27 protein-coding genes are annotated in these 26,426 nt (G+C 44.6%); 6 read left to right on the top strand and 21 right to left on the bottom strand.

All coding sequences use genetic code 11. From position 1 onward, the window contains the following. Positions 1-88: 88 nt before the first annotated feature. From J7E32_RS02890 to J7E32_RS02895, 3 genes are all read right to left on the bottom strand, one after another. Entirely contained in the window at positions 89-1,549 is a 1,461-nt protein-coding gene (locus J7E32_RS02890; RefSeq protein WP_214903305.1) for an alanine/glycine:cation symporter family protein, read from the bottom strand. A 401-nt stretch (positions 1,550-1,950) separates the two neighbouring features. Further along, complete coding sequence (locus J7E32_RS22735) at positions 1,951-2,079, bottom strand: hypothetical protein (RefSeq protein WP_286182625.1); 129 nt, start codon at positions 2,077-2,079, stop codon at positions 1,951-1,953. Between the two features lie 301 nt (positions 2,080-2,380). Next, the gene (locus tag J7E32_RS02895) at positions 2,381-3,247 is read right to left on the bottom strand and encodes a dimethylarginine dimethylaminohydrolase family protein (RefSeq protein ID WP_286182626.1); all 867 of its coding nucleotides are present in this window, start codon (positions 3,245-3,247) and stop codon (positions 2,381-2,383) included. 329 nt (positions 3,248-3,576) lie between these two features. Here J7E32_RS02895 and fbpA point away from each other — a divergent pair, with 329 nt between their 5' ends. From fbpA to J7E32_RS02925, 6 genes are all read left to right on the top strand, one after another. Continuing rightward, positions 3,577-3,723 (top strand): Fur-regulated basic protein FbpA, encoded by a 147-nt coding sequence (gene fbpA / locus J7E32_RS02900; protein WP_214903308.1) that lies wholly within the window; start codon positions 3,577-3,579, stop codon positions 3,721-3,723. 81 nt (positions 3,724-3,804) lie between these two features. Then, complete coding sequence (locus tag J7E32_RS02905; protein WP_214903773.1) at positions 3,805-4,131, top strand: MerR family transcriptional regulator; 327 nt, start codon at positions 3,805-3,807, stop codon at positions 4,129-4,131. Between the two features lie 136 nt (positions 4,132-4,267). Further along, complete coding sequence (locus J7E32_RS02910) at positions 4,268-5,587, top strand: ammonium transporter (RefSeq protein WP_214903310.1); 1,320 nt, start codon at positions 4,268-4,270, stop codon at positions 5,585-5,587. 77 nt (positions 5,588-5,664) lie between these two features. After that, positions 5,665-6,633 carry a DUF294 nucleotidyltransferase-like domain-containing protein gene (locus tag J7E32_RS02915; protein ID WP_286182627.1) on the top strand — a complete coding sequence of 323 codons (969 nt, stop codon included), beginning with the start codon at positions 5,665-5,667 and terminating at the stop codon, positions 6,631-6,633. Between the two features lie 5 nt (positions 6,634-6,638). Beyond that, positions 6,639-7,373, top strand: coding sequence for an exonuclease domain-containing protein (locus tag J7E32_RS02920; RefSeq protein WP_214903313.1), 735 nt, complete (start codon positions 6,639-6,641; stop codon positions 7,371-7,373). Positions 7,374-7,552: 179 nt separating this feature from the next. Further along, a complete protein-coding gene (locus J7E32_RS02925; protein WP_214903316.1) occupies positions 7,553-8,569 on the top strand; it encodes an LLM class flavin-dependent oxidoreductase in 1,017 nt (338 codons plus the stop codon). A 69-nt stretch (positions 8,570-8,638) separates the two neighbouring features. Here J7E32_RS02925 and coaW read toward each other — a convergent pair whose 3' ends face one another. From coaW to J7E32_RS03015, 18 genes are all read right to left on the bottom strand, one after another. Further along, complete coding sequence (coaW, locus tag J7E32_RS02930; protein WP_214903319.1) at positions 8,639-9,442, bottom strand: type II pantothenate kinase; 804 nt, start codon at positions 9,440-9,442, stop codon at positions 8,639-8,641. Positions 9,443-9,652: 210 nt separating this feature from the next. After that, positions 9,653-10,849, bottom strand: a complete 1,197-nt coding sequence (locus tag J7E32_RS02935; protein WP_214903322.1) for an ABC transporter substrate-binding protein — start codon at positions 10,847-10,849, stop codon at positions 9,653-9,655. An 89-nt stretch (positions 10,850-10,938) separates the two neighbouring features. After that, positions 10,939-11,646, bottom strand: a complete 708-nt coding sequence (locus J7E32_RS02940; RefSeq protein ID WP_214903325.1) for an ABC transporter ATP-binding protein — start codon at positions 11,644-11,646, stop codon at positions 10,939-10,941. Further along, complete coding sequence (locus tag J7E32_RS02945) at positions 11,639-12,403, bottom strand: ABC transporter ATP-binding protein (protein WP_214903327.1); 765 nt, start codon at positions 12,401-12,403, stop codon at positions 11,639-11,641. The genes J7E32_RS02940 and J7E32_RS02945 overlap by 8 nt, the downstream gene beginning before the upstream one ends. A gap of 2 nt (positions 12,404-12,405) precedes the next feature. Continuing rightward, positions 12,406-13,431 carry a branched-chain amino acid ABC transporter permease gene (locus tag J7E32_RS02950; RefSeq protein ID WP_214903330.1) on the bottom strand — a complete coding sequence of 342 codons (1,026 nt, stop codon included), beginning with the start codon at positions 13,429-13,431 and terminating at the stop codon, positions 12,406-12,408. Continuing rightward, positions 13,431-14,294: a branched-chain amino acid ABC transporter permease gene (locus J7E32_RS02955; protein ID WP_214903333.1), complete on the bottom strand. Its 864-nt coding sequence runs from the start codon at positions 14,292-14,294 to the stop codon at positions 13,431-13,433. Before J7E32_RS02955 ends, J7E32_RS02950 begins: the two co-directional genes overlap by 1 nt. 45 nt (positions 14,295-14,339) lie before the next feature. Continuing rightward, entirely contained in the window at positions 14,340-16,016 is a 1,677-nt protein-coding gene (locus J7E32_RS02960) for a long-chain fatty acid--CoA ligase (RefSeq protein ID WP_214903779.1), read from the bottom strand. Between the two features lie 20 nt (positions 16,017-16,036). Continuing rightward, on the bottom strand, positions 16,037-16,990 hold the full coding sequence (locus J7E32_RS02965; protein WP_214903336.1) for an alpha/beta hydrolase: 954 nt from the start codon (positions 16,988-16,990) through the stop codon (positions 16,037-16,039). Between the two features lie 33 nt (positions 16,991-17,023). Further along, positions 17,024-17,752, bottom strand: a complete 729-nt coding sequence (locus tag J7E32_RS02970; protein WP_214903338.1) for a 2-phosphosulfolactate phosphatase — start codon at positions 17,750-17,752, stop codon at positions 17,024-17,026. A gap of 20 nt (positions 17,753-17,772) precedes the next feature. After that, complete coding sequence (locus tag J7E32_RS02975; protein ID WP_214903341.1) at positions 17,773-18,828, bottom strand: phosphotransferase family protein; 1,056 nt, start codon at positions 18,826-18,828, stop codon at positions 17,773-17,775. Positions 18,829-18,857: 29 nt separating this feature from the next. Next, a complete protein-coding gene (locus J7E32_RS02980) occupies positions 18,858-20,027 on the bottom strand; it encodes a thiolase family protein (protein ID WP_214903344.1) in 1,170 nt (389 codons plus the stop codon). A 15-nt stretch (positions 20,028-20,042) separates the two neighbouring features. Continuing rightward, a complete protein-coding gene (locus J7E32_RS02985; RefSeq protein ID WP_214903347.1) occupies positions 20,043-20,816 on the bottom strand; it encodes an SDR family oxidoreductase in 774 nt (257 codons plus the stop codon). Positions 20,817-20,829: 13 nt separating this feature from the next. Next, positions 20,830-22,035 carry an acyl-CoA dehydrogenase family protein gene (locus J7E32_RS02990; protein WP_214903350.1) on the bottom strand — a complete coding sequence of 402 codons (1,206 nt, stop codon included), beginning with the start codon at positions 22,033-22,035 and terminating at the stop codon, positions 20,830-20,832. A gap of 54 nt (positions 22,036-22,089) precedes the next feature. Further along, entirely contained in the window at positions 22,090-23,232 is a 1,143-nt protein-coding gene (locus tag J7E32_RS02995; protein ID WP_214903353.1) for an acyl-CoA dehydrogenase family protein, read from the bottom strand. A gap of 159 nt (positions 23,233-23,391) precedes the next feature. After that, positions 23,392-23,799, bottom strand: coding sequence for a MaoC/PaaZ C-terminal domain-containing protein (locus tag J7E32_RS03000; RefSeq protein ID WP_214903356.1), 408 nt, complete (start codon positions 23,797-23,799; stop codon positions 23,392-23,394). Then, positions 23,796-24,245 (bottom strand): MaoC family dehydratase N-terminal domain-containing protein, encoded by a 450-nt coding sequence (locus J7E32_RS03005; RefSeq protein WP_214903359.1) that lies wholly within the window; start codon positions 24,243-24,245, stop codon positions 23,796-23,798. The genes J7E32_RS03000 and J7E32_RS03005 overlap by 4 nt, the downstream gene beginning before the upstream one ends. 17 nt (positions 24,246-24,262) lie before the next feature. Further along, positions 24,263-25,027 (bottom strand): beta-ketoacyl-ACP reductase, encoded by a 765-nt coding sequence (locus tag J7E32_RS03010; protein WP_214903361.1) that lies wholly within the window; start codon positions 25,025-25,027, stop codon positions 24,263-24,265. Between the two features lie 48 nt (positions 25,028-25,075). Beyond that, positions 25,076-26,251: an acyl-CoA dehydrogenase family protein gene (locus J7E32_RS03015; RefSeq protein ID WP_214903364.1), complete on the bottom strand. Its 1,176-nt coding sequence runs from the start codon at positions 26,249-26,251 to the stop codon at positions 25,076-25,078. Positions 26,252-26,426: the final 175 nt, after the last annotated feature.

A 26,426-nucleotide genomic window follows, 5' to 3' on the forward strand; every position in this document is an offset into this window, starting at 1 on the left:
CCCATTCCATCGGGACAATATAATCAAACTGAATAAGCAAAAAAAGAAGAGCTGCCCATTGAGAAGGCAGCTCTCCAGAAAAAACAACTTATGATACTTTATCCTTCTCATGGTTGAAGGAGTATTCTTCTTCCCAATACTCAGCATTTTTGATGCCAAGTTTTTTTGAGTTGAAGACTGGATCAAGTCCTTGCTTTTTCTGTTCCTCATAATCTTTTAAAGCAATTAATGCTGGTTTCGCGAGCAGGACAATGGCGATCAGGTTGAGCCATACCATCAATCCCAGACCAGCATCTCCAAGCGCCCATGCGAGTGACGCTTCTTTCACAGCACCGTAGAAAGTTGCTCCAAGGATGACGACTTTCAGGACAAACATCGGAACCTTACCATTTCTCCCTCTGAGAAGATAAGCGATATTCGTTTCAGCCATATAATAGTATGCCATGATTGTTGTGAAAGCGAAGAAGAATAGTGCTACAGCAACGAATTCTGCGCCGAACCCAGGAAGAACCGCATCTACTGCAGCCTGTGTATATCCTGGACCTGCTTCCACTCCCTTAAGGTTTTCAACAATGAATGCCCCGTCAGCACCAACCGTATTGAACATTCCTGTGAACAGGATCATGAATGCTGTTGCGGAACAAACAAATAGTGTGTCAATGTATACAGAGAATGCCTGGACCAAACCTTGTTTTGCCGGGTGTGAAACCTCTGCAGCAGCAGCTGCGTGTGGGCCAGTACCCTGTCCTGCTTCATTAGAGTAGATACCTCGTTTTACACCCCATGCAATCGCGCTGCCAAGAATACCGCCGAACATTGAATCAGCACCGAAAGCGCTTTTGAAAATCAAGGCGAAAACGGCAGGAACTTCTGAAATATTCATTCCGATAATGACTAGGGCTACAAGGATGTATCCGACAGCCATAAATGGAACTGTGTATTGCGCGACGGTCGCGATCCTTTTTACGCCTCCAAAAATGATTAAGGCCAAAAGTGCGATTACGACAAAACCTGTCACTGACTTGCTAACGCCAAAAGCATTCTCAAGACCAAGCGCAATCGAATTGGACTGAATTCCTGGCATTAACAGAGACATTGCCAGCAATGCAGCTATGGCAAACACAATCGCGAACCATTTGATTCCAAGACCTTTTTCGATGTAGTAAGCAGGACCCCCTCGGTAGAGACCATCTTGCTTTACTTTGTAAATCTGAGCAAGTGTTGATTCTACGAACGCGCTTCCTGCCCCGATAAACGCAATTGTCCACATCCAGAAAACCGCACCAGGACCACCCATGGCGATAGCCGTGGCAGTACCTGCGATATTACCTGTTCCGACCCGGCCGGATAAAGCGATAGATAAGGCCTGAAAAGATGATACACCAGCATCGGAACTTCTTCCTGTGAACATAAGTTTAACCATGTCCTTCAGGAGTCTAACTTGCAGAAAACGTGTCAGGATTGAGAAAAGCAAGCCGATTCCCAGAATGATGTAAATGACCGGGTTGCTCCACAAAATCCCATTGAGCCAAGAAACAAAAGCTTCCAAATGAATCCCCCTTTACAGATTTGATTTCTTTCTATTTCGAATTATAAGATAATTTAACTTAAAGGACAATCAAAAAGTGATATTTAACAGCAAATAATTTATATAGCTGTATATAAACAGGGGTTCGATTATAGAATTTGATGGTTTCGTACGAGAGGTTTATATGAGTTTGTTTCGATTCCCTTTGCTTTCATTTAAACATGTCAGAAGCCGCTCCAGGTTCGGACAGGATTCAGCTGATTTCCTCTAAAGCTGTCCGAAGTTGCTCCATGTTCGGACAGGTTTTCGCTGATTTGATTCAAAGCTGTCTGAAGTAGTCCCATGTTCGGACAGGTTTCAGTTGATCTCCTCTAAAGCTGTCTGAAGTAGCCTGTGTTCGGACAGGTTTCAGCTGATTTCCTCTAAAGCTGTCCGAAGTAGCCCCAGGTTCGGACAGGTTTTCGCTGGTTGTCTTCAAAGCTGTCTGAAGTTGCCCCGTGTTCGGACAGGTTTTCGCTGATTTGATTCAAAGCTGTCTGAAGTTGCACCATGTTCGGACAGGTTTTTGCTGGTTGCTTTCAAAGCTGTCCGAAGTATCACCGGGTTCGGACAGGTTTCAGCTGATCTCCTCTAAAGCTGTCTGAAGTAGCCCTGTGTTCGGACAGGTTTCAGCTGATTTCCTCTAAAGCTGTCCGAAGTAGCACCATGTTCGGACAGGTTTTCGCTGATTTCCTCTAAAGCTGTCAAAAGTTACACCAAGTTAGGACAGCTATTCGCTGGTTTCCTCCAAACCAATCAAAAGCTATCCATAAACGAAAAAAGCGAGAGACCACTGTCTCCCGCATTGTTTTCTTAATGTCCACTTTTCTCTCGTAAAATCGGAAGTGTGCAGCATCGGAATGAACCTCCAGATTTTATTATTTCTGTTATATCCACTTCAATTACTTCGAATCCCTTATTTCTTAGTTGTTCATTAACTCCTTTATTCACAGGCAAGCTGAGGATTCTTTTGTTGCCGATACAGAGCACATTCGTTCCGAGTGTGAATTGTTCTTCCTCGCTCACATCAATCAAAACATATTTAGAACTGAACAGATTAATATCATCCTCTGTCAAAGCTGGTCGATAGATTAATGCGACTTCCGGGGAAACGACATTGAAGACGCAGTCAAGGTGAAGATACTCTGCCTTAAAAGGAATGGCACGAACTTTAAACTGTGGAAGTAATCCTTGTAAATGATCAACTGCTTGCTGGTTGGTACGGTTGCTTAATCCAACGTACACTGTATCCTGGTCGATGACAACATCTCCACCCTCAATCTGGTCACCTAACAAGTTATAGTAGGAGATTTCCTCATCCTCGAGCCACTGTTTCAGGACATCCTCCTCTCCCTTACGTACTTCGCTGGCCATTTCCGCAACAAAAATTGTTTGGCCGAGTGTAAACCCTATATCCCTTGTGAAAACTTGCTCAGGGTATTTCTTATGGTATGGAAGAAGGATAACTTCTACCCCATAATTTTTCAAAGTATTCACGAATTTATTGTGCTGTTCCAAGGCAACTTCTATATGTATGCCCTCATCCTTGAAATGTTTCTGAGTTTCATTAATTACATCACGTATTGTCATATACTGTGGGCTGCAAAGAATGACTTTCTTAAGTACGTCATATTCATTTATGACATACCCTCTATTTTCGGGATGCATATTCTGTTCCATCCTCATTCCTCCTTATATACAAATCACTTTAGGTTTTCCGGATTTTACTTTAATCATAACTTCACATTGAAAAAATCCTGTCAGATATCCTGACGAACCTGCTGACTTTTTATCAAGAATTCTTTACGCTTAAGAAAAATTTACAACTCTTTCAGGAAATGAGGAGATGAAGGTGGAAAGGCAGAATACATTAGATTTGGCACAATTGATTATCATGCTCGATCTTTTTCGGGATGAATTGTATGAAGAGCTTTTGAAAAGACATGGAAAGCACGCTGTAGAAATATTACGTGCTGCTCAAAATGAAACTTTTTAAGGAGGGGTTCTCTGTGTCCTTGCATTTGCGTACTGCCGTAGAAAAACTAAAGGACCATTATATCCAGCATCTGATCAAATCGAAAATGACAAATGAAAGCGAAGAAGAATTAAGGAAATTAACATTAACAGAACTAAAAAATTTAATTAATAGGTATTAACGGTTTTAAAATACAAATCAATAGCCATGTGAGGAAATATAACATATAATATTTAAAACTGTTAAAAGCGTGGTGTATCAATTGGCTGCAGACCCATCTTCCTTTAAAGAAAAGAAAGTCATAACCATAGGCATTGTCAGAGAGCTGACCGGACTTTCTGAACGACAAATACGATATTATGAAGAAAGGAAATTAGTCTTTCCGGACCGAACTCCTGGTGGAAGCAGAAGATATTCATTCTTAGATGTTGAACAATTAGTTGAGATAGCCAACAAAATCGAAGATGGCGTCCAGACATATGAGATCCGGCAAGAGATGATAAAGGAAAATAAAAAACATAAAGACGAGGCACATAAGAAAATGATACAAGGACAATTGAATGCTCAATTCGGCGTTCGAAAATACTAACTTTAAAACCTTCAATCTTGGAGGTTTTTTCTTTTTGTTTAAAAAACATGTGAGGTTTTCTGACACAAACGTAGATTGATTGAAAAATACATGCGAGAATACAAACTACATTCACAATTTGAAAGGGGACGAAAAAATGGATACGGTGTTTTTAATGAATAGCTTATGGGTTATGATTTCCGCGGTTTTGGTTATTTTGATGATTGGAGGTTTTATCCTGCTTGAAACAGGATCAACAAGAATGAAGAACGCCGGCCACATTGCCGGTAAAACGATACTGACATTTGGAATTTCATCAATCGTTTTCTGGGCTGTCGGTTATGGACTTATTTTTGGGGATGGTAACTCGATAGTTGGTTTTTCGGACTTTTTCTATTCTGGCTATGATGTAGAGGGCTTAGGACTTTCAGGTGCAGTATTCTTTCTGTTCCAGTTGGCTTTTGCCGGGATATCCTTAACGATTGCCTTTGGCGGATTTGCTGAGAGAGCAAAATTGTCTGTATACCTTGTCTTTGCGCTTCTATTCTCCGTGTTAGTTTATCCGTTCATTGCTCATTGGATTTGGGGCGGCGGCTGGCTTGCAGAACACGGAAAACAGGATTTCGCCGGTTCAACTGTAGTCCACCTGACTGGAGCAATGGCGGCACTGGCAGCGACAATCCTCTTGAAGCCCCGTATTGGCAAATTTAATAAAGACGGTTCAGCTAATAATATTGAAGGTCACAATCAAGTTTTCACAGCATTGAGCGTATTGTTATTATGGGTTGGCTGGTTCGGGTTTAATGCAGGAAGCACCGTTTCTGTCGATGGAGCATTCTTTGGGTTTGTTGCTCTAAACACGAATCTTGCGGCAGCTGCTGGTACTGTTGCAGCCATGCTAATCTCCTGGATTGTTTTAGGCAAAGCGGATGTTCCAATGATGCTCAACGGAGCGCTCGCAGGCCTGGTTGCCATTACGGCATCCTGTGCATTTGTTGATACTTGGGCATCGGTTGTCATCGGATTGATTGCCGGCATCCTTGTTTTCTACAGTATTCGCTTCTTTGAAAGCAGAAAGATAGATGATCCTATCTTTGCGCTATCAGTACACGGTACAGCTGGTGTTTGGGGAACTCTATCGACAGGATTCTTTGCGACCCCCGAGTTAGCCACAGTCGGAAATCCTGGATTGTTTTATGGCGGCGGCCTTGAACAGCTGGGAGTACAGGCGTTGGGTGTTGTGGCCTCAGGCGCTTTCGCTTTCATCGTATCTTATATCATCTTATCGATTATGAAGGTAACAATGAAGGGCTTGCGGGTGACAGAAGAGGAAGAAATCATCGGCCTGGATATTAGTGAACATGGAAGCTATGGGTATCCTGAATTGGTCAATAAAGAATCAGTTGCAAAGGGATCAATCGAAATCCCCTCAACAGGCAATGTTCCTTTAAATTCACAGCAACCATCTGTCAATTAATGTTTGAGGTAATAAAGCGGCGGCCCCTTTGTGGGCCAGCCGTCTTTTGATGATTGAGAAAGGAGTCCGTCCGACTTATGAATGTGAGTGACGATTCAAATAGAAATGGAATAAAAGTCAAAATGCTGGCTGACGCTTCTTTTAGCAATGAACAATTAAACCATTTTCATGATTTAGTCTATGATCAAGTCTTAACTGCTGCATTAAGCAAAGTCTCAAATGAATATGGGCCACCCCCTTCCCCATTCTCCTTCTTCGTCATGGGCAGTGCTGGTCGAATTGAGCAGTCAATTTGGAGTGACCAGGACCATGGATTGGTTTTCACACTAAACACAGATGAAGCGCAGGAGTACTTTTTAAAGGTAGGAGTCGAGATTTCCGAAGGATTAGAAAATGCTGGCTATAAAAAATGTTCGGGTTCTGTTATGGCCAGCAATCCATTGTGGTGTAAATCAATGGACGATTGGGAGACTCAACTGGTACTTTGGGTGGGTGAATCTACATGGGAGTCCATCCGCTATTTGCTCATATTCGCAGATGCCAGGTCGATCTACGGCACACCTGGCATGGTAAGCAGATTGAAAGAAAAAGCATTTGATGAAGTTAAAAGGGAGCAATTGCTGTTAAGAATGCTTGATAACACAATGTATATGAAAAAAGGGGTCGGAGTACTTGGCCAGCTGCTTGTAGAAACTCATGGAGCTTATTCTGGATCTATTAATCTTAAGGAAACTGCATTCCTTCCCTTCGTGAATGCAGCAAGACTGTTATCATTTTACGAAGGGATAAAAGAAACTCCCACACTCTCTCGTATCAGCCGTGTATCTATAGACTTGATGCCTGTTCAAGATAAATCTTTGTACAGCAAGAATTTCACTGCACTGCTTGACTATCGCCTTAAACATGGAAGCAACAGTGATTATGACTCCGGCCACTACGTAAATACCAGTAAGCTCACGAAAGATGAAAAGAAATCTTTGAAGGAAATTCTTAAAGTTGGTGAACAATTTTATGAACACGTCCGAAAGATGCTTGAAAGGATGTAAGTTTTATGGGAATGAATGATATGGTTCGGTTCTTTCGGCAAATGACCGGGAAGCTTGGTTCGCACATCTATGCAGGAATGCCCCCTAACTCAAATCCGCAGCAGATGTCTTTTTTAAGGCAGCTGCAAAAAGAAATGAAAGAAGGAAATAGCCTCGACTGTCCGTTGGAAGAATTACCAGTCGTCGTTTTTGACCTCGAGACAACAGGCTTTTATCCTGAAAAAGGCGATGGGATCATCTCAATAGGAGCTGTCAAAGTAATTGGTTCCAGGATACTAGATGATGAGGTTTTTTACTCATTAATCAACCCTGAATTTCCAGTGCCGATTGATGTCCTTAGACTGACCTCTATTACTGAGGAAGAGCTCATGGATGCCCCGCATACTTCAGAAGTGCTGATGGAATTTTTAAATTTTATTGGCAGCTCAGTGCTTGTTGCTCACCATGCAAAACATGAGCAAGCCTTTATGAAGAAATTTACAAGCAGCCATTTACGTTTTAATTTCGAACACAGAGTGATAGATACTTTATTTTTAATAAGATTATTCCAGCCTGTTGTCAGTTCCTTGCCTTTGGAACAAGTTTGCCTCGAGTGCGGCATTGAAGTAAACGGTAGGCATCATGCATTGGCAGATGCTAAAATGGCAGCGAAGCTTTGGACTTTTTATATAAAAAAAGCCCGTGAGCAGGGTTACCGGAATTTGCGTGAGGTATATGAATACCTATCCTTGATAAGATAACCTTGCTCCGCGCATCCCTCCCCAAATTTCCTTTCTTTAATTTCTTTATTCCATTTAGCTCAAATCATTTTATTTTGATTACCGAAAGATAATTGTTACTATTGAATTGTATAACCGCTGGGAATAGTAAAAATGCTAATCCTATCAGTTAATATTATTCAATGAAGGAAGTTGAAAAAATGACCGAAAATAAACGTTTAAACGATATAAAATATTCCGTGCTCGACTTGGCTCCGATTGTTGAAGGCGGCACAGCAGCAGATGCGTTAAAAAACACACTGGATCTTGCCCAGCATGCTGAAAAATGGGGCTTTAACCGCTATTGGTTAGCAGAACATCATAACATGCCTGGCATCGCAAGTTCTGCTACATCGGTCGTCATCGGCCATGTTGCAGCCGGTACATCCTCTATTAGAGTTGGTTCAGGCGGTATCATGCTGCCGAACCATGCTCCTTTAGTGATAGCTGAACAATTCGGTACACTTGAATCACTCTTCCCAGGGCGAATTGATCTTGGTCTTGGTCGCGCTCCGGGAACTGACCAGGTGACGGCCTATGCGTTACGACGCGAACGCCGCAGTGATGGTCAGGATTTCCCTGAGCAATTGGATGAACTTCGCGCATATTTTAATCCTGAGCTCGATTCTCAATATCGAAGTGTCAGGGCGATTCCCGGCGAAGGATTGAATATTCCCATCTGGTTATTAGGCTCAAGTGGCTATAGTGCTCAGCTTGCAGGACAACTAGGGTTGCCGTTTTCTTTCGCCAGCCACTTCTCACCTGAAAATACTTTAGGTGCACTCAAGCTTTACCGAAGGAGTTTCCAGCCTTCAGAAGTTTTGCAAGCGCCATACGCAATGGTCGGTGTTAATGTGATTGCTGCCGAAACCGATGAAGAAGCAGAATTCCTGGCAACATCGATGCAGCAGCAGTTCCTTAACTTGTTCAGGAATAATCCAAGTCCATTGCTGCCTCCTGTAAATAATCTGGAAAACCAGCTGAGTGATTATGAAAAAATGCTGCTGGACAGCCGTATCGGGTCTTCAATCGTAGGCAGCCCTGAAACCATCAAAACAAAGCTGCAGCAATTCCTGGATGAAACACAGGCAGACGAAATGATCGTCAACGCGCAGATTTTTGACCATAAAGCTAGGTTGAAATCATTTGAAATCGTTTCTGATGTTTTTAAAGGATAGATAAAGTAGATCATGGTAGAAAGAGGAGAATCCGATTGATTCTCCTCTTTTAATTTTGGCCTATACGCATCACTTGAATATTGCCCCGATTGCTCCGCTGAATTCGCCATTTTGAAGAAAGATTGGTTCCAGCCCCGACATTTTACAATAGTAATCAAGATTTTCTTGCAAGGGCTTATTGCCTGCCAGCGTACTACCGATGAATACCACTTTCTTTGTGTCGTGCAAAGCAGCAGTTTGTACGGTTAAAAGAGTGATGGTCTCTGCAATCATATTCAATATTGAAGCCATTTTGTCAGCCTCAGAGCTTGAAGAAACCGCTTCTGACTTTGCGAAATTGCTTGCGGTTAACTCGCCATGGATCGGTGGTTCTTCGGGGTGATAAATATCCTTCACCAAAAGGTCAACGTTTCCTTTTTCACCTGAGTCAGACAAGCTTACCAGACTTGCAAAATCACTCCGATCAGACAGAAGTTTCCCCATTCCCATAAAAGTACCGCCGCCAATGCCGCTGCCAAGAACCCTGTCATATTGTTCGCCTTCAATTTTAAACCAGGAAGTGCCAGTACCAATATTAACGAGCAAGGATTTTTCACGACTAGGCAATCCTTCCTTCATTATTAAGTAATTCGCACCTTCACAGGCTGCAGTAAATTCATCGACTATCTCTGCATTCGGAAAGAATTCGGCTTTAATTTTTCCTGCTCTCCCGCCCGTCAGGAAGACCTTTTTGTTAGCCGAAAATAGTTTCAGCCACCCTAATGATTCGGCCATTTCTCCTATCGGTTGTTTGCGAAAATGCAGACTGCCATTTTCCTCATAAGCAATTTTAATTAATGACCCTCCAGCGTCAATGCCTATTCTATTATACATGAGGTCTCCCCTTTCATAGGAAATTTGCCAAGTTAACCTTTTTTCTATTGTAAGTCACTGTGAAACTTGAAAGCAAAGAAAAGCGGCAGTCATTTTCCCTGCCGCCTTCACATTGTGTATGTTTTGTACCTCTCCTTTAGCAAGCTGCTTTATTATAAAAAGCAATGGGGACAGTTGGCCGGTATCTATACTGACTACACAATGGCCCTATTAATCAGCCTTGATTGGCACTACTTTCCCATCCTCGATCGCTGCGACGATCAGCTCAGCTTCAAACCCACCATTAGGATCAATCTTTGGAATGACATATACTTTTTTATCTTCTGGAAGATTATCCAAACCATCCTGCATATGCGCCATGATTTTTTCTGGATCGTCTACTGATCCTGCTGCTTTTATCGCTTCAGCGAAAACATACATTGCAATATAATTCAAGCCAGCTTCTGAACCTGGATCTTCCTTATGTTTTGCCTGATAATTCTTCACGAATTCTGGGATGCCAGGACTGTCAGAATTAACAAGCGGCATTACACCAATCGCTCCATTAAGGACATCATAGCTGCCTGTAACCTTCTTCATTTCATCGAACTTTGCCTGGTCCATGACAATGAATCCGCCTTTGAAGCCTAGTTCTCTCGCTTGTTTCGCAACTTTTGCGGTTGGCTCTGACGGCCCGCCGATAAACAATACATCAGGCTTCTCTTTCAGGGCATTAGTTATGATCGTAAAGAAATCAGTATCTTTGGCGAAGTCAATAGAAGAGTTATACACGACTTCTCCGCCTGCTTTTTCCCAATGAGGCTGCAGCTTTTCTGCCCAGTCTTTACCATATTGAGAGGCAGTCGGCAGGAAGGCGATTTTCTTGCCGAATTTCTCCATTGAATAACTTGTGAACGGCTCAAGATAGCCATCATAACGAGGAGGGATTCGCACTGTTAATTTATTGCCGCCTTCAGTTACCTTAGGTTCACTTGTGTAGGCGCCAATAATGAATTTTTCCTGCTGGTTAAATACCTGCATGGCTGCCACCCCACCGCTGTGCGGTGTGAAAATAATCGGTGTCTTATTCTCCTGCATCAGTCGCTTGGCATTCGCTCCTGCTTCATTTGGCAAATATTTGTCATCAAGGGAGACGACATTGAATTTATACTTCTTGCCATTTACTTCGACTCCGCCAGCATTGTTAATTTCCTCAGCTGCCATTTGTACACCGTTTAAAGTCCGCTCTCCATAAAAGGCTGCTGGTCCGCTTAACGGCCCTGTATATCCGATATTAATAGTACCTTCCCCTGATGCTTCGCCATTCGATCCTCCCGTATTGGTTTTTTCAGAGCTGTTGCAAGCGGCAAGGCTGAAAATTAAAGCAAACATCATACTCAAAAACAGTAACAGTTTAAATTTTTTCATTTGCTTTTCCCCCTTAATTTGTTTTCTTAATATTTAGAAATATAATTATAGACCGCTTCGCACCCACCTCCCTAAAGACAGAAGTTGTTCTAAGCACCGATATAAGCTTTCTTGATCTCATCATTCGCGAAGAGTTCCTCCGAAGTACCTTCCAGCACAACTTCACCGTTTTCAAATACATAGCCTTTATCAGCAATCCTCAAGGCAGCATTAGCATTTTGTTCGGCCAGGAGGATTGTGGTGCCTTCGCTATTGATGGTTTTGATCACTTCAAACATCTGCTCAACAATCAACGGAGCCAGTCCAATGGAAGGTTCATCGAGAAGCATAAGCTTCGGCCTTGCCATGAGTGCTCTTCCAATAGCCAGCATTTGCTGCTGGCCTCCACTCAGTGAACCAGCCATATCATCCTGCTTTTCTTCTAAAATTGGGAAAAGTTCGTATACGTGCTTCATCGATTCCTTTATCCCTTTTTTATTCTTTCTGTGGACATAGGCTCCCATCTTCAAATTCTCTTCTACTGTCATCGAAGGGAACAGTTTACGGCCTTCTGCGCACTGTACAATGCCTGACTGGACAATTTTATCTGGAGAGCGTTTGTTCAGGGATTCACCTTCAAATTCGATTACTCCTGAAGACGCCTTGTTCAGGCCGCTGATCGTCTTGAATATTGTGCTTTTTCCTGCCCCGTTCGCACCTAGCAAAACAACGATTTGACCAGGAAATACCTCAAGATTTACATTATGGACAGCTGTGAAGCTTCCGTAGTTTACTGAAACGTCCTGGAGTTTAAGCAATTGCGCTCCCTCCCAGGTAAGCCTTGATGACAGCGGGGTCATTCTGGATTTCTTCAGCAGTACCCTCTGCGATTTTCTCCCCGTAGTTGAGAACCATGATTTTATCAGCCAGTTTCATGATCATTTGCATTTTGTGTTCTATCAGACAGACAGTGATCCCGATATCAACCATTCTTTTCATTAATTCTGCTAAACCCTCTGTCTCATCAGGATTGACACCAGCAGCAGGCTCATCAAGAAAAATAATTTCTGGATCTGTCGCCAGAGCCAGCGCGAAGGCTGTCCGTTTCTTTTCTTCCTGAGTCAGGCTGCCAACCAATTTTCCGGAAACCTTTTCTAACCCGGTAAATCGAATCACTTCGTGCGCTTTTTCATGACATAGGTCTTCTTCTCTTTTCAACCTCTTTGTTCTTAAAACAGCATCTAGCAAATTGGACTTTGTCCTCAATCTGTGTCCGACCACCACGTTGTCAAGCACAGTTGACTGTTCAAACAGATTGGTGGTTTGAAAGGTGCGGGCTATTCCCATTTCAGCTATTTTATTAGAAGGCATCCCGGTGATATCCTGACCTTTTAAAAAAATGCTGCCTGAACTCGGAGGGTGGAAGCCGCTGATTAAATTAAAAAACGTAGACTTACCGGCGCCATTAGGTCCGATGATGGCATTGATCTTCCCCTTTTCAATAGAAAAATCAACATTATGAACGGCTGTTAAACCGCCAAATTTCTTCGTTAAATTCTTTGTTTCAAGAAACATCCTTATCCCTCCTTCACATGATTTTCTGCAGAGATTGAGTTATGTGAGAACACTTCGTCCAGTTGGGCTTTTGCATTCTTTTTTTCCGTGCGTTTTGCATTCCATCCAGCAATCGATCCTGCAATTCCTCGGGGGTAAAAGATCACCAGCAATGTAAGAATCGGACCGAATATAAGCATGCGGTAATCCTGGAGAAATTGCAGCTGCTGTGAAATCCATACGACCAAAATAGTTCCCACAATTGGACCTGAAAGCGTGCCGATTCCGCCAATCAGCAGATATGTCAGCAAATCAAAAGTGATGACGATGTTGCCAATATCAGGACCGATGAAGCGGATGAAAGAGGCGTAAAGTGCTCCTGATAAGCCGGCAAAAAAAGTTGAGAGTACGAATACTTCTAGTTTATTTTTCATTGTCGATATACCGATTGTTTGTGCGAGCTCCTCACTATTGCGGATCGCAATGTAAGTCCTTCCGGTCAGGGAATGGACGATACGATAAACAATGAGAATGACAACTAGCAGAATCGTAAGGACTAGGTAATATTGTGATAATGGTGTTTCGAAGGAAATTGGCCCGATATTTCCTGGTGCTGGTATTCCGATAAGACCGCGGACTCCTTCTGTTAAGCTGTCCCACTTATCGATGACAAGGTAAAGGATATACCCTACGCAAAGCGTATAAATGGCAAAGAAGTGCTCTTTTGTCCTTAGAGCAATCAGGCCAACCAAAAATCCAAGAATGCTTGTGATCATCAGGGCAAGAACAAAAGCCAGCCAGAAATTCATCTGCGCTTTTACTGTTAAAAGCCCTAAGGAATAGGCACCAACCGCAAAGAATCCCGCATGCGCCAATGACAGATACCCTGTATACCCAGCCAAAAGATTAAGCCCGTAAACACCAATCATCCAGATAAAAGAAAGAGTCATAATATGGATGAAATAGTCATTTTGCGCTACAAATGGAAAGACGATGGCAAAAAGCACAAGGGCCAGAATGATATTCCGTTTATTGATAATCTTCGCCACTAGTGTCCCCCCTTTGCAAAGAGACCTGTTGGTTTTACCGAAAGAATGACAACCAGCAGGACGAACGCGATGATATCTTTATAATCGTTTGATATATATGTTGCACCAAGGCTTTCGCTGAAGCCTAAAATGTAACCGCCGATGATGGCTCCTGGAATGCTGCCCATGCCTCCAAGAATGATGATGACAAACGCTTTTAGGATGACGAGCTGTCCCATGCCTGGAAAAACGAGATTGATCGGCGCAGCCAGAGAGCTGGCGATCGCCGCCAGTCCTCCGGAAATCAGGAACGTCAGCATCGCGACCCGGTTCGTATTGATTCCTACAAGGTTCGCTCCATCTCGGTCCTGTGACATAGCGATGATGGATGCCCCCGTATACGTCTTTTTCAGGAAAAGGTAAAGCAGCACCATGACGGCAATTGCCGCAATGATGATTAGCAGTCTTTGCATAGTAAAGGTCAAACCGAATAACTGTACGACCTGGCCATATGGCGTGGGCATTGTTTGGTAGTCAGCTCCCCAGACATATTGGGCAAAAGCTTCCAGGAACAACAGGATTCCAATTGCCGCAATCTTGTCGTGGATCGGCGGGGCGTGCCGTAAAGGGTAAAAAACCAACCGTTCCATCAGTACGCCTATAAGTCCTACAACGATGATAGAAACAAGAATCGCCAGCCAATAATGAAGACCGTACTGTACCATCATCATCAAGGTGATATAGCCCCCCATCATATACAGGGCACCATGTGCGAAATTGGGGATGTGAAGGATACCGTAAACTAGAGTCAGTCCAAGGGCCACCAGTGCATATACACTTCCGATCGTAAGACCATTGAACAGCTGCTGAACCAAAATCTCCATCAAGATCCTCCTTAAAATTTGATAGCTGCCTTCGACGGAGTGCTTTTACCTTACCTGCTTTTCAGCTTTTTCCCGTTCTTCCTCCTGTAATTTACGCCATAATATCTTGCCGCTGCTTGTCATTGGGAAGTGTGACCTGAACTCGACCTCCCGCGGATATTTGTAGGCTGCCATATGCTGTTTGGACCATTCGATGATTTCATCTTCACTTATTTCCCCTTCGTACCCTTCATTTAGAATCACGAAGGCCTTTACAGATTCACCTCTTCTTGGATCTGGAATACCAACCACCACAGCCTGTTGTATGGCAGGGTGCTTGTAAAGATATGATTCTACTTCTGTAGGCCACACCTTATAACCTGAGGCGTTGATCATTCTTTTCACCCGGTCGACCATGAAGTAATAACCTTCTTCATCGAAGCGGCCAATGTCTCCTGTCCGGAAAAACTTTTTACCGTCTATTTTAATGAACGAATTCCTGTTTTCGTCATCCCTGTTGTAATAGCCAACCATTACCTGCGGGCCATTTACAACGATTTCACCAATGTCTCCTGCACCAAGTTCTTTTCCTGTTGATGGTTCAATGACTCTTGCATCGACATCAAAGGACGGGATGCCAAGGCACTGCATTTTAGGCCTGTCAGGCGGGTTGAAGTGGGTCTGGGCAATGGTTTCTGAAAGTCCATATCCTTCCACAAACCTTAGACCTGTGAGATTGTACAGTTTTTCTCCAACAGCCTCAGGGAGTGCTGCACCGCCGCCTGAAATAGAAGTTAACGTTGAGATATCCTCTGGTTTCAGTTTAGGATTAGCAAGGAAGTCAACAATCATTGTTGCGATCGCCACCCAGTGCGTGCATCCTTGCGATTGAATCAATTCAACTGCTGCCTCGCGGTTCCATCTTGTCATCAGTACCATTGTGCTGCCTGAATAGATCGGCATATGCATGCTGTGGACCATTCCGGTAACATGGAATAATGGCAGGGTAGTTAAATGAACTGCACTTGTGGTAGAACTCGACCAGTGATACGCACCGATGGTATTCGCCTGGACGGTTCGGTTCGTATGCATACAGCCTTTTGGCAGCCCGGTTGTTCCAGAAGTATATGGAAGTACAACAAGGTCATCTGCCATGGTCGTATGCTTTCCAGGTTCATACTGTGCCGCGATCGCTTCCTTCCAGTGAAAGTGACCCGGCTGGTTGTAAACCTTTCTTGCTGCCTCTGTCTCCGGGGGCACTGTTCCGTAGAAACTATCCCCTTTATAATCAGAATAAGCAGCAACTACCACATTATTTAATGGAGTTGTTCCTACGAGTGGCCCGACCTTGTCATAAAGCTCCTGTCCGACAAGCGCGGTATTGATTCCACAATCCTTGATGTAAAAGCTCAGCTCGTCTGCGGTCAGCATTGGATTGATAGGCACCACCACTGCATCTGCTCTCGAAATGGCATAGAATCCAATCACGAATTGCGGTGAGTTCTGCATGAATAACAGGACTCTTTCTCCTTTTACAACACCCAGCTTTTGCTGAAGGAAGCCTGCCAGTGCGGTGACTTCTTCATCAAGCTCCTTATAGGAAATAGTATTGCCGTAATAGTAGATTGCGCTCTGGTCAGGATAACGGGCTGCACTGACTCTTAAATTTTCATATAGTGATGTTTCTGGCAATTTCAGAGATTTAGAGATTTTCGGCCAATGCTCAAAATGTAGATTAGGCATCATTTATTCCTCCTTATTTCCTACTCAACTGGTTTAAGAGAGCTTCTTTTCTTGAAGGCTTTTGCAGCATCCTTGATTGCTTTCTTTCCGTCCGGCAGAAACTCGGTCATTCCGAGGAATCCATGGAGCATTCCAGGAACGCAGACATATTCTGTTTCTACACCGGCATTTTTCAATTTCAAGGCAAAGTGCTCACCGCCATCGCTTAGAGGATCAAGTTCTGCTGTCATAATAAAAGCTGGCGGTAGCTTTGCAGTGACATCATCAGGAATCAGCATCGGTGCGGCCAGAGGATTTTGTGTATCAGCTGGTGTGTTCAGGTATTGTTCACGAAACCAGTTCATTGTGGACTTCGTTAAATAGTAGCCTTCGCCGTATTTTTCGTAAGATGGTGTATATTCAAAGCCTGTAGATGGGTAAAACAGCATTTGGTAAGCAATCGACGGTGTCTGCCTTTCGACTGCAAGAAAGCTGACAACAGCTGCAAGATTTCCTCCTGCACTATCACCCGCGACAGCAATAAAGTTTTCATCGATATTCAGCTCATGAGCGTTTTCAAAAACCCATTGAGCAGCTAGATATGAATCTTCTACTGCCACCGGGAATTTGCTTTCTGGTGCAAGACTGTAATCAACAGAAACGACTATACATTCAGCTTCATTAGAAAATGTGTGGCAGAGAGCATCATGAGTTTCGATGTTGCCGATCACCCAGCCGCCTCCATGATAATAAACTACGGCTGGAAGCTTTGACTCTCCAGCTCCTTGAGGTGTATAGATCCTGATATCAATTTCTCCGTCAAATCCATTGATTTTCCGATCTTCCGTTTTTGCTAGTTTTTCAGCCCTGCTCATTTGTTTAGCAGATTGTTCAAATCCCTTTCTGGCTTCCTCCAATGGCAGCTGTTCCAGCGGCGGTACTGGGTTATTGGCAAATGCTTCGAGCAACGCTTTCACTTCAGGTTTTAATTGCATATACTCTCCTCCTTTTATGTAAACGCTATCATTTTATACTGCGATAATCCGTTTTTTATCTATAAGCTTAGGAACCTTATTAAATATATTTTGCTGGGAAACGAACTCAATTTCCCTGTCAAAGCCATGTTTGCTCAGCATCCGGCCGACTCGGGAAGCTTTTAAAATATGATCACTGTTTTGATTGTGCCCATGGTAGAAACTATACGCAGCATAAGCTGAGTCAGTTAGAAAGAATTCGTCGCTCAATTGCTTGATGAGACAGTCAATGAAGCAGCCGGCTCCCTGGAAGTCTTCGACATTGAATTCATTGGAAGAACCCGAGCATACAACCACGATCGTCTCACCCTGATATTCTTTTAAAATATGATTGGCGACTGCCTGGCAGTTCAGTAGCGAAGCAGCATAAACCGCATTCGCACCGGCGGAGTTTTTGAGAGCAACTGTTCCATTAGTGGTAGAAAGAATGACAGACTTCCCTCCAATCTTCTCTTTCAATTCTAGAGGATTTGGCGATAGAAACCCGTCGATTGTTTTGCCTTGATACTCTCCAACGAGGACGATACTGTCATTTTCCCTGCCGGCAGCTTCCTGTTCCGCAGCCTTTCCATCCAGGACAGGGATTACTTCTTTCGCGCCGAACTCAAGTGCTGAAGCAATAGTGGAAGTAGCCAGCAGAACATCGAAAACAACAGCGATTTTGTTGTCGGCCATTTTCTGTTTATCAATGTCCTCTTTTTTTAGCAAAAGGTGGACCTTCATCTTCCTTCATCCCCTTTCTGTCATTTTTTTTCTGCGGTGTAAAGGGCATATTGGATCAGGCTGCTGACAAACCTGTCAAGGTGCGCAAACCGGGGATCCTTCGTCTGTCCCTGTTTCCATCTGTAATAGATTTGCTGACAAATGACTGCAAGCTTGAAATAAGCAAATGTTTGATAAAAATTCATGTTAGCCAGATCTCTGCCGCTTTTTCTTGCGTATTGCTCCATAAATTCATCACGAGTCATGAAACCGGGGGTCACCGTAACAGGCGGTTTACCCATCCCTTTTTTCAAAAGGTCAGAATCGTCAGGTTGTATCCAGTAGCTCATCGCAACACCCAAATCGGCAAGCGGATCACCTACAGTTGTCATCTCCCAGTCGAATAATCCAACCATTTCGGTCATTTCCTCATTGAACATGGCATTATTCAATTTGTAATCATAATGGATAATTGCCGGCGTTTCAGATTCAGACACATTCTTCAGCATCCATTGCTTTAACTGCTCAACGCCTTGGACGATATCCGTTTCCGCCCGCTCATACCGGCGAATCCACCCTATCACCTGTCTTTCCATGAAGCCTTCTGGTTTTGTCATTTCCGTAAGCCTTGTTTTTGTATAATCAATGCTGTGCAGCTCGACAAGGTGGTTGACCATCGTTTCTGACAGACTCCTACCTATCTCTCGGTCTGGCGTCATGCCTTCAGGGAAATCGGTGTCAAGGACAATGCCGCGCTTCCTTTCCATCACAAAAAATGGACTGCCGATCACACTTTCATCTGCAAACAGATAAGGTTTAGGAGCAGCTGCGAAATGAGGGCTGATCTCTTTCAGGATTTTATATTCCCTTTCCATATCATGCGCTTTTGGTGCTACAGGACCAAGAGGGGGACGCCGCAGGACCGCTTCCCACTCTCCCATCTTGAGCTGATACGTTAAATTCGATTTTCCAAAACTGAATTGTTCAATCGTCAGGTTTTCATCTGGAAGATCCGGCAGTTGCTCCCTCAGGTATTGTTCAATAGTGGTAGTATCCAGTTCTTCCCCTTGCCTGATTGGAATCGTATCAGAAGCCATAAGTACCATTCCTCCTTTTAGGTGAATATTTATTCTCGTTCAATGATAGTGGCGATTCCCTGGCCGCCGCCGATGCATGCAGTGACAAGGGCGTACCGTCCGCCTCTCCGCTCAAGCTCATAAACTGCTTTCGTGATCAGGATTGCTCCTGTTGCTCCTAATGGATGTCCATGGGCAATCGCCCCGCCATTGACATTGACTTTGGCTTTATCCATTTTCAGCTCTCGGTCACAGGCAATCACTTGTGCAGCAAATGCTTCGTTAATTTCGATGATGTCCATGTCATCAAGAGTCAAACCAGACCTTTCAAGCACCTTTCTGACTGCAGGTACCGGACCGATGCCCATAATGTTTGGATTCACTCCGGCTACTGCCTGCTCCCTTACTACTGCCATTGGCTTCACACCTAACTCCTGTGCTTTTTCCCTTGACATGACAATAAGAGCTGCCGCTGCATCATTCAGGCCCGAACTGCTTCCGGCTGTGACCGTCCCATTCGGTATAAAAGCTGGCTTGAGTTGGGCCAGGGCTTCCAAAGTCGTTTCTGGTCGTGGATGCTCATCCTTATCAAAAAGGACCGGTGTCCCTTTTCGGACAGGAATCGTGATGGGTAGGATTTGCTCATTAAACCGGCCTTCCGCCATCGCTGCTGACATTTTTTGTTGGCTCTCCAGCGCGAATTCATCCTGTTCTTCTCTGCTGATTGCATACTTGGTTACTAGATTTTCAGCTGTGATTCCCATTGGCGGGTCACCGATTTCTTTCGGTGACAGCTGGGACTTCCTGAAACTTGGAGGCACAGGACTGTAAGGTCTTTCTGGTTTATCCATTAAATAAGGTGCCCTGCTCATGCTCTCGATCCCTCCAGCAACATAGACATCACCAACACTCGCCTTTATTGCCTGGGCCGCGAGATTGAGAGCATTAATTCCCGACCCGCACTGGCGGTCGATCGTCAGGCCGGGCAATTCTAGGGAAAGTCCTGTTTGCAGCGCTGTGAGTCGGGCAATGTTCCCGCCGCCGCTGATGACATTCCCCATGATGACATCCTCGATCATTTCAGGCTGTAAGTTTGCCCTCCTGATTGCTTCCTTGATTACCTCTGCCCCGAAGACATGAGCAGGTACTGAAGCAAGAGCTCCTCCCTGCCTGCCGATTGCTGTCCTGACTGCAGATACGATCACTGCATCTCTGTTCATGGATCCTGCCTCCTTTTACAGTACATGTGTTCCGCCATCGACTACCACTACATCACCGGTAATATAATCCGATGCTGATGCTGCCAGGAATACTGCGACACCCTTAAGATCCGTATCAGAACCAAATTTCCTTAATGGAGTTCCTTCAAGAATGGCCTGCCCGCCTTTTTCAAGCAGACCCTTTGACATCTTTGTCGGGAAAAAACCTGGTGCAATGGCATTGACGTAAATGCCGCGCGGCCCCCATTTTGCTGCCAGATCCTTTGTAAAAGTAATGACAGCCCCCTTGCTTGCGTTATATCCAATGGCATCCATAACTTTAGGATTGGAACCCTTCAGCCCCGCAACTGAAGCGATATTGATGATTTTTCCTGATCCTTGCTCAAGCATGACCCTGCCAGCAGCCTGAGACATGAGGAACGTTCCTGTCACATTGACATTCAAAACCTTTTGCCATGCTTCAAGCGGCATTTCTTCCGCGGGTGCGCCCCAGGAGGCTCCGCTGTTATTGACAAGGATATCAATCCTGCCGAATCTCTCAACGGTCTGTTCTACCACATTTTTCACATCTTCGGGGTTGGTGATGTCACATTTCAAAGCCAGGGATTCAACTCCGATCTCCTTCAGCTTCCCGCTGACTTCTTCACAGGCGTCTACTCGCCGTGAGCAAACCACGACATTGGCACCCGCTTCTGCGAAACCAATCGCGATTTGTTCTCCAAGTCCTCGTCCTCCGCCAGTGACAATCGCTACTTTTCCTTTTAGTGAAAACAGTTCTGATACATGCATAGATGTTTCCTCCTTACAGATATTTTTTCAGCTCGTATCTTGCGATCGCTCGTTTGTGTACTTCATCCGGACCATCTGCCAATCTTAGTGTCCTGATATTCGCCCATGCAGCTGCGAGCGTGAAGTCATCACTTACCCCAGCCGCACCAAAGGCCTGAATCGCCCTGTCAATGATTTTGAGTGCCATATTAGGCGCAATCACTTTGATCATCGCGATCTCAGCCTTGGCCTCTTTGTTTCCGACTGTATCCATCATGTAGGCTGCCTTTAATGTAAGGAGTCTTGCCTGCTCGATATCGATCCTTGCTTCCGCGATCCATTCTTGGATGACGCCCTGATCGGCGAGCTTTTTACCGAATGCAGTTCTTTGGAGAACCCGTTTAGACATCTCTTCAAGAGCTCGTTCAGCTGCGCCGATCGTTCTCATGCAATGATGAATCCTCCCTGGTCCAAGCCGGCCCTGTGCAATGGCGAAGCCTTTTCCTTCACCCCAAAGCATATTGGAGGCAGGCACTCTCACATTCTTGTATTCTATTTCCGCGTGTCCATGAGGAGCATGGTCGTATCCGAATACAGGCAGGATCCTTTTAATCGTTACTCCTGGTGTATCAAGAGGAACTAGAATCATAGATTGCTGCTCGTGCTTCGGGGCATCGGGGTCATTTTTGCCCATCACAATGGCAATCTTGCAGCGTGGATCTCCAGCACCTGAAGACCACCATTTCGTTCCGTTAATGACGTACTCATCTCCATCACGGATGATGCTTGCCTGTATGTTCGTAGCGTCTGAGGAAGCGACGTCTGGCTCTGTCATCGAGAAGCAGGACCTGATTTTGCCGTCGAGGAGCGGTTTCAGCCATTGCTCCTTGTGCTCTTCAGTGCCGTATCGTACAAGCACTTCCATATTGCCCGTATCAGGCGCAGCGCAATTGAACACTTCAGGCGCGATGCTTGATCTTCCCATGATTTCGCAAAGCGGTGCGTATTCCAGATTGGTAAGACCTTCACCGTATTCGCTCTCTGGTAAAAACAGATTCCAAAGCCCTTTTTCCTTCGCCTTCTCCTTCAGTTCTTCCATGATTGGCGGTACTCTGGAGAATGGGTCGTTTTTGTCAATCTGGTCTTTATAAAGCTTTTCATTCGGATAGACATATTCATCCATGAACTCAGTCAGCTTGGCCTGGTATTCCTTGACCTTTTCCGTATGGTTAAAATTCATCCATACCACCTCTTTCTTTTTTTTATACTAACTAGTAGGTATGTTCAGTTGTTACTATTCTTTTTCCAGCTGAGCAGCGATAATGTTTTTCTGGATTTCCGACGTTCCCTCATAAATCCTTGTGATTCGTGCATCACGGAAAAATCTTTCGACTGGAAAATCAGATATATAACCGAGACCTCCGTGAACCTGGACTGCTTTGTCGGCGATCCTGTTGTATACCTCCGAGCCATAGAGCTTTAACATGGCAGCTTCCTTAATGACCTTCTGGCCGGAATCGACCATCCAGGCAACTCGGTATGTAAAAGACCTGAGTGCTTCGATTTCAACCGCCATTTCCGCCAGCATATGACTGACAGCCTGATGCTTGATGATCGGCTTCCCGAATTGGATTCTCTCTTTGGCATAGGCGACAGACATGTCAAGCAGCTTCTGTGAGGACCCCAGATTACGCGCCGCGAGTCCCGCCCTGCCATTGGCCAGTATTTTCAAGGCATTAACATAGCCCTGGCCTTCAGTGCCAAGAACATTTTCAACAGGAACCTCGCAATCCTCGAATACCAATTCAGCAGAATGGGATCCCTTCAGGCCCATCTTTTTTTCCACTTTGCCGAGCTTGAAGCCAGGAAAGTCCTTCTCGACGATAAAAGAAGTGATTCCTTTTGCTCCTTTTTCAGAGTCCGTCACTGCCATCACTGTAAAAACACTACCCTCTAATGCATTTGTAATATAGTGCTTCAAACCGTTCAGTACATATTTATCGCCTTTCCTCACGGCGGTCGTTTTTAAGTTGGCCGCGTTCGATCCGGCATCAGGTTCTGTCAGGGCAAAGGCACCGATTCTTTCTCCGCTGGCCATTGCAGGCAAGTATTTTCGCTTTTGCAGCTCGTTGCCAAGCTCGACGATCCCGACTGTGCCAATCCCGGTATGGGCACCAATCAAAGTCGTATAGCCATTGTGCGTCTGGCCGATTTCCTCATACAGTGCACATTTTTCCACCATGCCGATACCAAGTCCGCCGAATTCTTCCGGTATGCTTAGTCCGAACAGGCCCATTTCCCTGGATAGCCGGATGATGTTTTCAGGAATTTTGTCTTCTTCTTCGATTTGCATCGCAAAAGGCTCGACTTCATTCTGGATAAAATCACGGACGTTTCTTTTTAAAGCCAGTAAGTCCTCATCAAAATCAAAGTTCACTTTGGTTTAACACCTCGTTTCTGCTATTTCTAAACTGAAATTTTAGATTAAGTAGAGTATCAGAAACCATTAATTCTGAAACTCGGGGCTTTATTCCTGAAGCGTCCAAGCGATCGCTATAGCCATAAACCCAGCAATTCTCTGCCGGGTTTATGGTTATTAAGAAGCATACCGATGATAGAGGACATCTCCTTTTATGACTTCATTGCCATTTTGATTGACTGCTCTAACCTTGAATCTAAGGATGTTCTCATTTTCCTCTGCCAGTTCTGCCTGGAGAGTGACGACGTCATTCAGGAAGACCATCCCTTTAAAACGAATTGTATAGTCCTGAATGAATCCTTCCTCGTAAAATTCGGTGAAAAGCTTTGCCAGGTTCCCCATTGTCCACATGCCGTGAGCAATGATTCCAGGCAGACCTGCTTTTTTTGCTTCTTCATCGATTGTGTGGATTGGATTGTAATCTCCCGAAGCACCGGCATACTTAATCAGGGTAATCCGGTCGACCGGATCAAGCTGTACCTCCTTCAGGAATTCTCCCACCTTCAATTCTGCTAAGCTGCTCATCCGATCAACACCTTCCTTACTGCTTCTGTGATAATGACTGTTTGCGTGGAGGAAAAGACAAGTTTCCCCATTTCGTCTTCACCGAAGCTTTCCAATACCAGGAAGCCCATTTCCCCCTGGGTTCCTTTCTTTTCGAAATAATTTTTGATTACCGAATAACAGGTTATTTCCTCACCTACAAGCAAAGGGCGCTCGTAATGATAAGTCTGTTCCCCATGGATCAGGCCTTTATTAGGAAGATTTAGTCCCTCGATTGTTCCGTAATCAAAAACCCTCGGGAAAGTAGGAGGAGCAATGTTCCTGTTATATCTTGAGTTTTTGCCTGTTTCCTCATCAATGAAAATCGGGTGAAGATCTCCGATGGCTTCGGCAAATTTCCTGACAGCGCCGCGTTCCACAATGTTTTTGACTTTATTGGACTGTTTGCCAATATGCTCTTTAAACACTGACTTTTCACCTCACATTAATTTTTTGGCCCGCCAGCGACATAAATGACCTGGCCGTTGACAAAGGACGATTTTTCATCCGCAAAGAAAGCAACTGCATTGGCGATATCGGCTGGTTTACCGCTCCTGCCGACAGGAATGCTTGCCACACTGTGCTTAATCAGGTCATCGAACGGGATTCCGATTCGAGCTGCAGTTTCTTTCGTCATTTCTGTCTCGATGAAGCCTGGAGCGACTGAATTGGCTGTTATCCCGTAACGTCCCAGCTCGATTGCAAGTGTTTTAGTAAAACCCTGAAGGCCAGCTTTTGCGGCTGCATAATTTGCCTGGCCCCTGTTTCCAAGTGCGGAAGTTGATGAAATATTGATGATTCGTCCATATTTCTGTTCAACCATATATTTTTGAGCTGCTTTCGCTGCATTGAACGAACCTTTCAGATGGACGTCCATGACCGTTTGCCAGTCAGAATCACTCATTTTGAAAAGCAGGTTATCGCGGATGACTCCTGCGTTGTTCACTAGGATGTCAACAGAACCAAACGTATCATGCACTTCCTTCACTGCTTGTTCAACCTGCCCGGAGTCCGTTACGTTCGCTACTTTGGAGTAAACTTCGTATCCTTTTTCACGCAACTCGTTTGTCGTTTCCGCCAGGGCTTCCTCATTCAAGTCGATAAATGCGACCTTTGCGCCTTCCTCTGCGAAAAGCTGAACGATACCTTTTCCGATTCCTCTGCTGCCTCCCGTCACAAAAGCAACTCTTCCCTCAAACCTTCCTGCCATTCTAGTTCCTCCTCCATCTATTAAACTGTTAACGCTTTCATTTCCTCGTTATACAAACTGACCGATTTTCACATGGCCTTTTAATAGGTCCCTGGCGATGATCATCCGCTGGATTTCATCCGTGCCATCGTAAATTCTCCAAAGTCTTGCTTCACGATACCAGCGTTCAATTGGGAGTTCCCTTGTGTAGCCCATACCGCCATGAATTTGCATGACACGGTCGACCACCCTGTTCCCCATGTTGGAGCCATACAATTTTGCCATCGATGCCATATGCCTGTTATCCTCACCGGCATCAAGTGTATAAGCGGCATTAAGCACGAGCCATCTTGCGGCTTCGATTTCCACAGCTGAATCGGCGATCATCCACTGGATAGCTTGTCTTTCGGCAATCGGTTTGCCAAAGGTAATACGCTCCTTCGAATAGTCAATCGCCATTTGCAGCAAGCGTTCAGCGGATCCTATCGCCCTGGCGCCAACAACCCATCTTGCAAACCCGATCCATTCCAGTCCCAGTTTATAGCCGCCATCGATTTCGCCCAGGATATTTTCTTCTGGTACGCGGACGTTATCGAACACCAGCCCCGCCGGTCCCCATTCGCCCATCGTATGTATGAATTCTGATTTCCAGCCCATTTCACGGTCGACAATAAAACAGGTGACCCCGTCACGGCCAGTGGCACGGTGTTTTTCTTTATCAGTGATCGCGATGACCATAACAAAATCAGCTTCATTTCCACCTGTAATGAATGTCTTTTCACCATTCAGGACCCATTCATTGCCGTCCTTCACAGCCGTCATTTTAATGTTTCGGGTATCCGAACCCGCACCCGGCTCTGTCATCGCGAAGCACGATTTTTTTTCCCCATTGATGGTTGGGATCAGATACTTCTGCTTTTGCTCTTCATTGCCATAATAAAGAATGTTGTCAGCTGACCCTCCAAATTGGAAAGGCACGAATGTTTTAGATACTTCCATCAGGACGATTGCCATCATCATCTGTCCCAGATCTGCACCGCCATATTCTTCAGGTGTATTGATTCCCCAGAAACCTGCTTCTTTAGCTTTCATCTGCAGTTCATGCATTTTTCCAGGAGGAAGGCTTGGACGTCCTTCTCTTTCATTTCTTAACACTTCATTTTCAAGCGGAATTAATTCCTTTTCTACAAATCGTCGAATTGTCTTTTGTACCATTTTCTGTTCTTCCGTAAGCCTTAAATGCATTCATAGTCACTCCCATCTTATTCTTTAAATCTGATAGTCTATTAAAATGTATGCCTTAACTCCACCATACATACCTACCGGTTGGTATGTTAGTTCTATTTTAGAGTGAAATTTCTGAAAAATCAAGTTATTTTAACAAAAAGCGCAAGCGCCTTGTCCAGCCCCGACAAGCGCT

The organism is Bacillus sp. ISL-55 (assembly GCF_018613155.1).
GTDB lineage: Bacteria > Bacillota > Bacilli > Bacillales > Cytobacillaceae > Mesobacillus.